Consider the following 13,156-nt stretch of genomic DNA (forward strand, 5'->3'; position numbering starts at 1 on the left):
GGTCAGCCCCTCAGCCGACCGACCCGACACCAACCACGCACCCGCACCCGACACCACCGGCACCACGGCCGGGGCCTCAGCCTCGACTGCCGCCGGCGCCTCCTCCACGATGATGTGCGCATTGGTGCCGCTCATCCCGAACGAGGACACGCCGGCCCGGCGCGGACGCTCGCCCGCGGGCCACGGCACCGCCTCCGTCAGCAGCTCCACCTCACCGGCGGACCAGTCGACGTGCGAGGACGGCACCTCGGCATGCAGCGTCTGCGGCAACTGCTCGTGCTGCAAGGCCAGAATCATCTTGATCACACCGGCCACACCGGCGGCCGCCTGGGTGTGCCCGATGTTGGACTTCACCGAGCCCAGCCACAACGGCCGTCCCTCCGGCCGGTCCTGGCCGTAGGTGGCGAGCAGCGCCTGCGCCTCGATCGGGTCGCCCAGCGTCGTGCCCGTCCCATGGGCCTCCACCACGTCCACATCGGCGGCGGACAGGCGCGCGTTCGCCAGCGCCGCCCGGATCACCCGCTGCTGCGAGGGACCATTCGGGGCGGTCAGGCCGTTGGACGCGCCGTCCTGGTTGACGGCGGAGCCCCGCAGCACCGCCAGCACCGGGTGCCCGTTCCGCTGCGCGTCCGACAGCCGCTCCACCACGAGCATGCCCACACCCTCGGCCCAGCCCGTGCCGTCGGCCTCCTCCGAGAAGGCGCGGCACCGGCCGTCCGCCGACAGCCCCTGCTGCCGCGAGAAGTCGATGAACATGCCGGGCGTGGCCATCACCGTCGCACCACCGGCCAGGGCGAGCGAGCACTCGCCCGAGCGCAAGGCCTGGGCGGCCAGGTGCAGCGCGACCAGCGACGAGGAGCACGCCGTGTCGACCGTCACCGCCGGGCCCTCCAGGCCCAACACGTACGACACCCGGCCGGACAGCACGCTCGTCGCGTTCCCGGTCAGCAGATGGCCCTCGACACCGGCCCCGCCCTCGCCCGCCAGGGTGAAGCCGTAGCCGGACGCGTAGCCACCGGCGAAGACGCCGGTCGCGCTGCCGTGCAGCGCCGCCGGGTCGATCCCGGCCCGCTCCAGCGCCTCCCAGGACGTCTCCAGCAGCAGCCGCTGCTGCGGATCCATCGCCAGCGCCTCACGCGGACTGATCCCGAAGAACCCGGCGTCGAAGCCGCCGGCGTCCGCGACGAATCCGCCCTCCTGGGTGTAGGAGGTTCCGACGCTCTCGGGGTCCGGGTCGTACACGCCCTCAAGGTCCCAGCCCCGGTCGGTCGGGAACCCGCCCACCGCGTCGCCGCCCGAGGCCAGCAGCTGCCAGAACTCCTCGGGGCTGCCCGCGCCGCCCGGGAACCGGCAGGCCATGCCGACGATCGCCAACGGCTCGTCCGCAGCAGCCGCCACGGCGACCACCGCGCCCGCCCCGGTCGCCTCGCCGGTCAGTTCACCGCGCAGGAATCCGGCCAGCAGCAGCGGGGTCGGGTAGTCGAACACCAACGTGGCGGGCAGCCGGACACCGGTGACGGCATTGAGGCGGTTGCGCAGCTCGACGGCGGTCAGCGAGTCGAAGCCCAGGTCCTTGAACGACCGCCGGTCCTCGACGGCATCGGCCGAGGCGTGTCCCAGCACCACGGCCACTTCGGCCCGCACGACGTCCGTCAGCACCCGCTCCTGCTCAGCCTTGACCAACCCGGCCAGCCGGTGCGCCAGTTCACCCTCCGGTCGGGTGGCGGAACCGGCCCCGGCGCCCGGGGCGGTCAGCCGGCGGACCTCCGGCAGGTCGCGGAAGAGCGGCGCCTCCCGCAGGTCCACGGCTCCGGACGCGGAGGCCAGTTGGGCCCAGTCGACGTCCATCACCGTCACCACGGCGTCCGGGCCGTCCAGCGCCCAGCCCAGGGCCCGGGCGGCGAGCCTCGGGTCCATCGCCGGCATCGGGCCGCGCTTGACCCGCGCCCGCGCCGCCTCGCTGGACTCCGCGAACCCGCCACCGCCCCATGCGCCCCACGCCACCGCCAGCCCGGGCAGCCCGCGGCTGCGGCGGTTCTCGGCGAGGGCGTCGAGGAAGGCGTTCGCCGCCGCGTAGTTGCCCTGACCGGCGGCGCCGAGCGTGGACGCGGCCGAGGAGAACAGCACGAACGCGTCCAGATCCAGGTCAGCGGTCAACTCGTCGAGCAGGGCGGCGCCTTCGGCCTTCACCCGGAGCACGGACGACAGCCGCGCCGGGGTGAGGCGGTCGATCACGCCGTCGTCCAGGACGGCCGCCGTGTGCAGCACCGAGGACAGCGCCGGACCGGACTCGCCGATCCAGCCCACCAGCCCGGCCAGCGCCGACCGGTCGCTGACGTCGCACGCCACGACGTCCACGCCGGCGCCCTGGGCGGCCAGTTCGGCGGCCGTCGCGGCGATGCCGGCGGCCGCCGGACCGGACCGGCCGGCCAGCACCAGCCGTTCCGCACCGCGCTCGGCCAGCCAGTGCGAGACATGCCCGGCGATGGCGCCGGTGCCACCAGTGATCAGCACGGACCCACACGGGGTCCAACGGTCCTTGCCCCGCAGCTGCGAAGCGCGCGTGAGCCGGCGGCCCAGGATCCCGGCCGCCCGGATCGCGACCTCGTGCTCACCGCAACCGGCCAGCACCGCCACCAGCCGCGCACCGGCCCGGTCGTCCAGCACCTCGGGCAAGTCGACCAGACCACCCCAGCGGTCCGGGTGCTCCAAGCCGACGACCCGGCCCAGACCCCACACCTGCGCCTGCACCGGGGTGGCCAGCGCCTCACCCGGACCGGCCGCCACCGCACCACGCGTCGCCAGCCACAGCGGCGCACCGATCCCGGCATCCCCCAGCGCCTGCACCAGCATCAGGGTGGCCGCCACGCCGGCGGTCACCACCGGGTGTTCCGGCAGCGGCGTCTCGTCCAGCGCCAACAGCGACAGCACACCGGTGACCGCGGACGACTCCGCCGCCGCGCCCAGAAACGCCGCCACCTCGGCCCGGTCCACGGCCCCGGCCGGAACCTCGACCACGACGACCTCGGCCCCCCGACCGGCCAAGGCGGCCACACACTGCTGCGCCGTCTCGCCCTCGGCCGATCCGGCCGCGACCGCAACCAGCCAGGTGCCGGACAGCACCCGCGCGTCAGGGTCGGCGACTCGCGTCCAGTTCACCCGGTAGCGCCAGTCCGTGGTCACCAGCCGGTCCTGCTCGCGGCGCCGCCAGCTCGCCAGCGCCGGCAGCACCTCGCTCAGCTGCCGCTGGTCCTCGATGGCCAGCGCGTCGGCGATCCGCGCCAGGTCCCCGTTCTCCACGGCTGCCCAGAACTCCGCCTCGGCCGCCGTACTCGTACCGTCCCCGCCGGCAACCGCCGCCGGCGGCATCAGGGACACCACGCCCTCCGGCCAGAACCTCTGCTGCCGGAAGGCGTAGGTCGGCAGCTCAACCGGTGTGCCAGCAGGCAGCACCGAACTCCAGTCCACCGGAACGCCGTTGACGAACGCGCGGGCCAAGCCCGTCACCACACTGGCGACGCCTTCGTCATTGCGCCGCTGGAGCGGGACGAAGACGGGCTCCTCGCCATCGACACCGGCCACGGCGTCCGGGCCGAGCGAGGACAGCGACCCATCCGGGCCGACCTCGACGAACACCGACACACCCTGCGCCGCGAGGGTGGCGACGGCATCGGCGAACCGCACCGCCCGACGCGTCTGCGCCGGCCAGTAACCCGCCTCGCACTCACCCACCAACTCACCGGTCAACGCACCCGCCCACATCATCGCCGGACGCTGGTACACCAACCCCTCAGCCACCGACTCGAGTTCGCCCAGCACCGGATCCATCGCCGACGAGTGGAAGGCATGCGACACCCGCAGCCGCCGCACCCGGCGACCCCGCTCACGCCACACCTCCACCACCCGGTCCACGGCGTCGACCTCACCGGACACCACCACGGACTCCGGCCCATTGACCGCCGCGACCGCCACCCCCGACACCTCGGCCAGCGTCGAAACAACCTCCGCCTCCGGCGCATTGATCGCCGCCATCGCCCCACCAGCGGGCAACGCCTGCATCAACCGCGCTCGCGCCGCCACCAAACGACACGCATCCGGCAACGACAACACCCCCGCCACATGAGCGGCCGCGACCTCACCCACCGAATGACCCACCACCGCATCCGGCACCACACCCGCAGCCCGAAGCACCGCCGCCACACCGACCTCGAAGGCGAACAACCCCGCCTGCGCATACAGCGTCTGATCCGCCAGCGCCTCATCCACACCCTCGGCACCCAGCACCACATCCCGCACCGAGACCCCGAGCTCCAACTCCAACAGCCCGCACACCCGGTCGAAAATCTCCGCGAACACCGCACTGCCCTCATACAGGCCCCGACCCATACCGGTCCACTGCGAACCCTGACCCGCGAAGACCAGCCCCACCCGCGCACCCGGCCGCGCCACCCCCGACACCACCGAAGCCGCCGACACACCAGCGGCCAGACTCTCCACACCACCGACCAGTTCGGCACGCTCGGTGCCCACCACCACCGCCCGGTGCTCGAACACCGACCGCGTCGTGGCCAGCGACCACGCCACATCCACCGGCGCCAACTCCGGCCGCGCCACCACCCATTCACGCAACCGACCCGCCTGAGCCACCAACCCCTCAGCCGACCGCCCCGACACCACCCACGCACCCGCACCCGACACCACCGGCGCCACGGCCGGAGCCCGCACGGCCTCGACATCCTCGACCGCCGGCGCCTCCTCCACGATGACGTGCGCATTGGTGCCGCTGATCCCGAACGAGGAAACGCCGGCCCGGCGAGGACGCTCGCTGGCCGGCCACGGCACCGCCTCCGCCAGCAGCTCCACCTCACCTGCGGACCAGTCGACGTGCGAGGACGGCACCTCGGCATGCAGCGTCTGCGGCAACTGCTCGTGCTGCAGCGCCAGAATCATCTTGATCACACCGGCCACACCGGCGGCCGCCTGGGTGTGCCCGATGTTGGACTTCACCGAGCCCAGCCACAACGGCCTTCCCTCCGGCCGGTCCTGGCCGTAGGTGGCGAGCAGCGCCTGCGCCTCGATCGGGTCGCCCAGCGTCGTGCCCGTCCCATGGGCCTCCACCACGTCCACATCGGCGGCCGACAGGCGCGCGTTCGCCAGCGCCGCCCGGATCACCCGCTGCTGCGACGGACCGTTGGGCGCCGTCAGCCCGTTGGACGCACCGTCCTGGTTCACCGCCGAACCGCGCAGCACCGCCAGCACCGGGTGCCCGTTCCGCTGCGCGTCCGACAGGCGCTCCACCACGAGCATGCCCACGCCCTCGGCCCAACCGGTGCCGTCGGCCTCCTCCGAGAAGGCGCGGCACCGGCCGTCCGCCGACAGCCCCTGCTGCCGCGAGAACTCCACGAAGGTCCCCGGCGACACCAGCACCGTGACGCCACCGGCCAGCGTCAGCGAGCACTCACCGGAGCGCAGCGCCTGGGCGGCCAGGTGCAGCGCCACCAGCGACGAGGAGCACGCCGTGTCCACCGTCACCGCCGGGCCCTCCAGGCCCAGCACGTACGACACCCGGCCAGAGAGCACGCTCGTCGCGTTCCCGGTCATCAGGTGGCTCTCGACACCGGACCCGGCTTCAGCGGACCAGGACACACCGATCCCGTAGTTGGACGCGAAGCCGCCCGCGAACACCCCGGTTGCCGTCTCCCGCAGGGACGCCGGGTCGATCCCCGCCCGCTCCAGCGCCTCCCAGGAGGTCTCCAGCAGCAGCCGCTGCTGCGGGTCCATCGCCAGCGCCTCACGCGGGCTGATCCCGAAGAAGTCGGCATCGAACCGGGTCGCGTCCCGCAGGAACGCCCCCTGCGCCACGTACGAGGTGCCCTCGCGCTCGCCGTCCGGGTCGTAGACGTCGTCCAAGTCCCAGCCGCGGTCGGTCGGGAACCCGCCCACCGCGTCACCGCCCGAGGCCAGCAGCTCCCAGAACGCCTCCGGGCTGTCCGCACCGCCCGGGAAGCGGCACGCCATGCCGACGATCGCCACCGGCTCCGCCGCCTGCTCCTGCACCTCGCGCAGTCGGGCGCGGGCGTCCTGGGCGTCTGCGATGGCCCGCTTTAGGTAACTACGAAGCTTGTCCTCGTCGGACACGGTCATCTCCCAGCAATGGTTTTTCGGGCAGAGTCAGGGACGGGCTGTCCCGCACGGAACGTGCGGGACAGCCCGGTTCGAGCAGAGCCCCTCAGGGCTGGACAGGCGTCACTCGAGTTCGTCGACGAGAGCGAACAGCTCGTCGTCGGTGGCGCCCTCGAGTTCCGCCTCGCGCCGCTCCTTGCTCTTGCCGGCGGCCTGGTCGCCGATGGCGTCCAGCAGCCGACGCAGCCGGTCGGTGGCCTCTTCCCGCACCGGGTCGTCCATCGCCCCGGTGCGGAGAGCGGCCTCGAGCCGGTCGAGCTCGGCGAGGATCGGCACCGATTCCGCTTCCTCCGAGACAATCTCGGTTCGCAGCCAGGTGGCAAGGGCGTTCGGGGTGGGGTAGTCGAACACCAGCGTGGCCGGCAGCCGCAGTCCCGTCACACCGTTGAGCCGGTTGCGCAGTTCGACCGAGGTCAGCGAGTCGAAGCCCAGGTCCTTGAACGCTCGCCGGTCCTCGATCGCGTCGGCGGAGGCGTGCCCCAGCACGACCGCGACCTCGGCCCGCACCGCGTCGGTGAGCACCCGCTCCTGCTCGGCCCGGCTCAGCCCGGCCAACTGCCGGGCCAGTCCGCCCTCTTCGCGCACCGGGCCGCTCCCGCTGGCGCTCGCGGCGGCCAGCTGACGGATCTCCGGAAGGTCCCGTACCAGCGGCATCTCCCGCGGGTCCACCGGGCCGGGCGAGGCCACCAGCTCGGCCCAGTTGACGTCCATCACCGTGACGACGGCGTCCGGACCGTCCAGCGACTCGCCCAGCGCCCGCACGGCGAGCTGCGGGTCCATCGCCGGCATCGGGGCCCGCTTGACCCTGGCCCGGACCACCTTGCTGGACTCGGCCATGCCACCGCCGGCCCAGGCACCCCAGGCGACCGTGAGCGCGGCCAGGCCGCGGCTGCGGCGGTTCTCGGCGAGGGCGTCGAGGAAGGCGTTGGCCGCCGCGTAGTTGCCCTGACCGGCGGCGCCGAGCGTGGACGCGGCCGAGGAGAACAGCACGAACGCGTCCAGGTCCAGCTCGGCGGTCAGCTCGTCCAAGTGCACCGCGCTCGCCGCCTTGGCGGCCAGCACCGTCTCCAGACGGGCCACCGACAGCCGGTCCACCACGCCGTCGTCCAGGACGGCGGCCGTGTGCATCACCGAGGACAGCGCCGGACCGGACTCGCCGATCCAGCCCACCAGCCCGGCCAACGCCGGACGCTCCGTCACATCACACGACACGACGTCCACCCGCGTGCCCTGCGCGGCCAACTCTGCGGCCGTCGCGGCAATGCCGGCAGCCGCCGGACCGGACCGGCCGGTCAGCACCAGCCGCTCCGCACCACGACCGGCCAGCCACCGCGACACGTGCCCGGCGATCGCACCCGTGCCACCGGTGATCAGCACGGACCCGCGCGGCGCCCAGTGGGCCTGGCCGCGAGGCTGCGAGGCGCGCGTGAGCCGGCGGCCCAGGATCCCGGCCGCCCGGATCGCGACCTCGTGCTCACCGCAACCGGCCAGCACCGCCACCAGCCGCGCACCGGCCCGGTCGTCGACGGTCTCGGGGAGGTCGACCAGACCACCCCAGCGGTCCGGCTGCTCCAGACCGACGACCCGGCCCAGACCCCACACCTGCGCCTGCGCCGGGTTGACCAGCGCCTCACCCGGACCGGCCGCCACCGCACCACGCGTCGCCAGCCACAGCGGCGCACCGATCCCGACATCACCCAGCGCCTGAATGAGCGCCAAGGTGGCGGCCAGTCCACCGGTCACCGCCGGGTGCTCCGGCAGCGGCGTCCCGTCCAGTGCCAGCAGCGACAGCACACCCGACACAGCGGCAGGCTCCACCGCCGCGCCCAGCAGCGCGGCCACCTCGGCCCGCTCCACGGCCCCGGCCGGAACCTCGACCTCGACGACCTCGGCCCCGCGCGCGGCCAACGCGGCCGCACACCGCCGTGTCATCTCGCCGGCCGAGCCGGTCGGTGCGACGACCAGCCAAGTACCGCGCAGCACGCGGGCGTCAGGCTCGGCGATGGCCGCCCAACCGCCTCGGTAGCGCCAGTTGGCGGTCATCGACCGGTCCTGCTCGCGGCGCCGCCAGGACGCCAGCGCCGGCAGCACCTCGCTCAGCTGCCGCTGGTCCTCGATGGCCAGCGTGTCGGCGATCCGCGCCAGGTCGCCGTCCTCGACGGCCGCCCAGAACTGGGCCTCGGCGGCCGTGCTCGTGCCGTCCCCGCCAACGACGGGAGCCGCCATCGGCAGCGTCAGGGTGCCCTCCGGCCAGAACCGCTGGTGGCGGAAGGCGTAGGTGGGCAGTTCGACCGGCGTGCCGGTCGGCAGCACCGAACTCCAGTCCACCGCCGCGCCGTTGACGAACGCCCGGGCCAGACCGCTCACCAGGCCGGTCACGTCCTCGTCATTGCGCCGCTGGAGCGGAACGAAGACGGCCTCGTCACCGTCGATGCCGGCCACGGCGTCCGGGCCGAGCGAGGACAGCGACCCATCCGGGCCGACCTCGATGAAGACCGAGACACCCTGCCGGGCGAGGGTGGCGACGGCATCGGCGAACCGCACCGCCCGACGCGTCTGCGCCGGCCAGTAACCCGCCTCGCACTCACCCACCAACTCACCGGTCAACGCACCCGCCCACATCATCGCCGGACGCTGGTACACCAACCCCTCGGCAATCGACTCGAGTTCGCCCAGCACCGGATCCATCGCCGACGAGTGGAAGGCGTGCGACACCCGCAGCCGCCGCACCCGGCGACCCCGCTCGCGCCACACCTCCACCACCCGGTCGACAGCATCGACCTCACCGGACACCACCACGGACTCCGGCCCGTTGACCGCCGCGACCGCCACCCCCGACACCTCGGCCAGCGTCGAAACAACCTCAGCCTCCGGCGCGTTGATCGCCGCCATCGCCCCGCCGGCGGGCAGCGCCTGCATCAGGCGAGCTCGCGCCGCCACGAGGCGGGATGCGTCCTCCAGGGAGAGCACCCCGGCCACGTACGCGGCCGCGACCTCACCCACCGAATGACCCACCACCGCATCCGGCACCACACCCGCAGCCCGAAGCACCGCCGCCACACCGACCTCGAAGGCGAACAACCCCGCCTGCGCATACAGCGTCTGATCCGCCAGCGCCTCATCCACACCCTCGGCACCCAGCACCACGTCGCGCACCGAGACCCCGAGCTCCAACTCCAGCAGCCCGCACACCCGGTCGAAGGTCTCCGCGAACACCGCACTGCCCTCATACAGGCCCCGGCCCATGCCGGTCCACTGCGAACCCTGACCCGCGAAGACCAGACCCACCCGCGCACCCGGCCGCGCCACCCCCGACACCACCGAACCCGAGGAGACCCCAGCAGCCAGGCTCTGCAGGCCCGCCATCAACTCCCCACGCTCCGCACCGAGCACGACCGCCCGGTGCTCGAACGCCGACCGCGTCGTCGCCAGCGACCACGCCACATCCACCGGCGCCAACTCCGGCCGCGCCACCACCCATTCACGCAACCGGCCCGCCTGAGCCACCAGCCCCTCGGCCGACCGCCCCGACACCACCCACGCACCCGCACCCGACACCACCGGCGCCACGGCCGGAGCCTGCACGGCCTCGACATCCTCGACCGCCGGCGCCTCCTCCACGATGACGTGCGCATTGGTGCCGCTCATGCCGAACGCCGAGATACCCGCCCGGCGCACCCGGCCGTCGGCCGGCCAGGCCACCTGCTCGGTGAGCAGCCGCACGTCACCCGCCGTCCAGTCGACGTGGGAGGACGGCACCTCGGCGTGCAGGGTCTTGGGCAGCCGCTGGTGCTGCAGGGCCAGGATCATCTTGATCACACCGGCCACACCGGCGGCCGCCTGGGTGTGCCCGATGTTGGACTTCACCGAGCCGAGCAGCAAGGGCCGGTCCTCCGGCCGCTCCTGGCCGTAGGTGGCGAGCAGCGCCTGCGCCTCGATCGGGTCGCCCAGCTTGGTGCCCGTCCCGTGCGCCTCGACCACGTCCACATCGGCGGCGGACAGGCGAGCGTTCGCCAGCGCCGCCCGGATCACCCGCTGCTGCGACGGTCCGTTGGGTGCCGTCAGCCCGTTGGACGCGCCGTCCTGGTTGACGGCGGAGCCCCGCAGCACGGCCAGCACCGGGTGCCCGTTGCGCCGGGCGTCGGAGAGCCGCTCGACCACGACCATGCCCGCGCCCTCGGCCCAGCCCGTGCCGTCGGCGTCCTCGGAGAACGCCCGGCACCGGCCGTCCGCCGCCAGGCCCTGCTGCCGCGAGAAGTCGATGAACGTCCCCGGAGTCGCCATCACGGTGACGCCACCGGCCAGCGCCAGCGAGCACTCGCCCGAACGCACGGCCTGGGCGGCCAGGTGCAGCGCCACCAGCGACGAGGAGCACGCCGTGTCCACCGTCACCGCCGGGCCCTCCAGGCCCAGCACGTACGACACCCGGCCCGAGAGCACGCTCGTCGCGTTCCCGGTCATCACGTGGCCCTCGGACCCGGAATCGCCCTGGCTCGCCAGCGTGACGCCGAACCCGTAGCCCGAGGCGAAGCCGCCCGCGAACACACCGGTCGCGCTGCCGCGCAGGGAGGCCGGGTCGATCCCGGCCCGCTCCAGCGCCTCCCACGAGGTCTCCAGCAACTGCCGCTGCTGCGGGTCCATCGCCAGCGCCTCGCGCGGGCTGATCCCGAAGAACGCCGCGTCGAACTCCGCCGCATCGCGCAGGAACGCGCCGGACTGGGTGTACGAGGTCCCGGCGCTGTCGCGATCCGGGTCGTAGAAGCCCTCCAAGTCCCAGCCGCGGTCGGTCGGGAACGCACCCACGGCGTCCCCGCCCGAGGCCAGCAGCTGCCAGAACTCCTCGGGGCTGCCGGCGCCGCCCGGGAACCGGCAGGCCATGCCGACGATCGCCAGCGGCTCGTCCGCGACCGGACCCGCGACCGCGGCCACCGGAGCCGCTGCGTCCGCCACCGTGCCGGTCAGCTCGCCGCGCAGGAACTCGGCGAGGGCCACCGGCGTCGGGTAGTCGAACACCAGCGTGGCGGGCAGCCGGATGCCGGTCGCCGCGTTGAGCCGATTGCGCAGCTCGACGGCGGTCAGCGAGTCGAAGCCCAGGTCCTTGAACGCACGCCGGTCCTCGACCGCGTCGGCGGAGGCATGCCCCAGCACGACGGCGACCTCGGCCCGCACCACGTCGGTGAGCACCCGCTCCTGCTCGGCGCGGGCCAGGCCGGCCAGCCGGTGCGCCAGCTCACCTTCGGCGTGGACGGCGGCAGCCGTGGCCCCGCCGGCCGCGGCGAGCTGACGGATCTCGGGCAGGTCGCGGACCAGCGGCCGCTTCGGCAGGTCCGCCGCGCCCGGTCCGGACGCCAGCTGCGCCCAGTCGACGTCCATCACGGTCACCAGGGCGTCCGGGCCCTCCAGCGCCTCGCCCAGGGCTCGGGCGGCGAGCTGCGGGTCCATCGCCGGCATCGGGCCGCGCTTGACCCGGGCCTGCACGACGGAGCTGGACTCGGCCATGCCACCGCCGGCCCAGGCGCCCCACGCCACGGTGAGCGCGGCCAGGCCGCGGCTGCGACGGTTCTCGGCGAGGGCGTCGAGGAAGGCGTTCGCCGCCGCGTAGTTGCCCTGGCCCGCCGCCCCCAGTGTCGAGGAGATCGACGAGAAGAGCACGAAGGCGTCCAGGTCCAGCTCGGCGGTCAACTCGTCCAGGTACACCGCGCTCGCCGCCTTGGCGGCCAGCACCGTCTCCAAGCGGGCGACCGACAGCCGGTCCACCACACCGTCGTCCAGGACGGCCGCCGTGTGCAGCACCGAGGACAGCGCCGGACCGGTCCCGCCGATCCAGCCCACCAGCCCGGCCAGCGCCGACCGGTCCGTCACGTCGCAGGCGACGACCTCGACTGCGGAGCCGGCCGTCGCCAGCTCGGCCGCCAGCGCCGACGCGCCCTTCGCGGCCGGGCCGGAACGGCTGGTCAGCACCAGCCGTTCCGCACCGCGCTCGGCCAGCCACCGCGACACGTGCCCGGCGATGGCGCCGGTGCCGCCGGTGATCAGCACGGATCCACGCGGGGTCCAACGGTCCTTGCCCCGCAGCTGCGAGGCGCGCGTGAGCCGGCGGCCCAGGATCCCGGCCGCCCGGATCGCGACCTCGTTCTCGCCGCAACCGGCCAGCACCGCCACCAGCCGCGCACCGGCCCGGTCGTCCAGCACCTCGGGCAGGTCGACCAGACCACCCCAGCGGTCCGGGTGCTCCAGACCGACGACCCGGCCCAGACCCCACACCTGCGCCTGCACCGGGTGGGCCAGCGCCTCACCCGGACCGGCCGCCACCGCACCACGCGTCGCCAGCCACAGCGGCGCACCGATCCCGGCATCACCCAGCGCCTGAATGAGCGCCAGGGTGGCCGCCACGCCGGCGCTCACCACCGGGTGCTCCGGCAGCGGCGTCTCGTCCAGCGCCAGCAGCGACAGCACACCGGTGACCGCGGACGGCTCCGCCGCCGCGCCCAGCAACGCCGCCACCTCGGCCCGGTCCACGGCCCCGGCCGGAACCTCGACCACGACGACCTCGGCACCTCGCGCCGCCAGCGCGGCCGCACACTGCCGCCCCTCCGACCCGGTCGGCACCACCATCACCCAAGTGCCGAACAGCACCCGGGAGTCGGGCTCGGCGACGGCCGACCATGCGGTCCGGTAGCGCCAGTTGGCGGTCATCGACCGGTCCAGCTCCCGGCGCCGCCAGCTCGCCAGCGCCGGCAGCACCTCGTTGAACGGACGGCCACCGTCCACAGCCAGCGTGTCGGCGAGTTGCGTCAGGTCGCCGCCCTCGACGGCTGCCCAGAACTGCGCCTCCGCCTCGGTGCTCGCGCCATCCCCACCGGCCACCGGCATCGCCAGGAGGCCCTCCGGCCAGAACCGCTGGTGACGGAAGGCGTAGGTGGGCAGTTCGACCGGTGTGCCGGTCGGCAGCACCGAACTCCACTCAACCGCA

Annotated in this window: 2 protein-coding genes; both read right to left on the bottom strand. The window is 74.0% G+C overall.

Going from position 1 to position 13,156, the window contains the following annotated elements:
* On the bottom strand, positions 1–6,138 hold a 6,138-nt coding region (locus tag LN042_RS35940), incomplete at its 3' end, for a type I polyketide synthase (protein WP_308191925.1).
* A 108-nt stretch (positions 6,139–6,246) separates the two neighbouring features.
* Positions 6,247–13,137 carry a type I polyketide synthase gene (locus tag LN042_RS35945; RefSeq protein WP_230055666.1) on the bottom strand — a complete coding sequence of 2,297 codons (6,891 nt, stop codon included), beginning with the start codon at positions 13,135–13,137 and terminating at the stop codon, positions 6,247–6,249.
* Positions 13,138–13,156: the final 19 nt, after the last annotated feature.

The organism is Kitasatospora humi, assembly GCF_020907985.1.
In the GTDB taxonomy this organism is placed as follows: Bacteria; Actinomycetota; Actinomycetes; order Streptomycetales; family Streptomycetaceae; genus Kitasatospora; species Kitasatospora humi.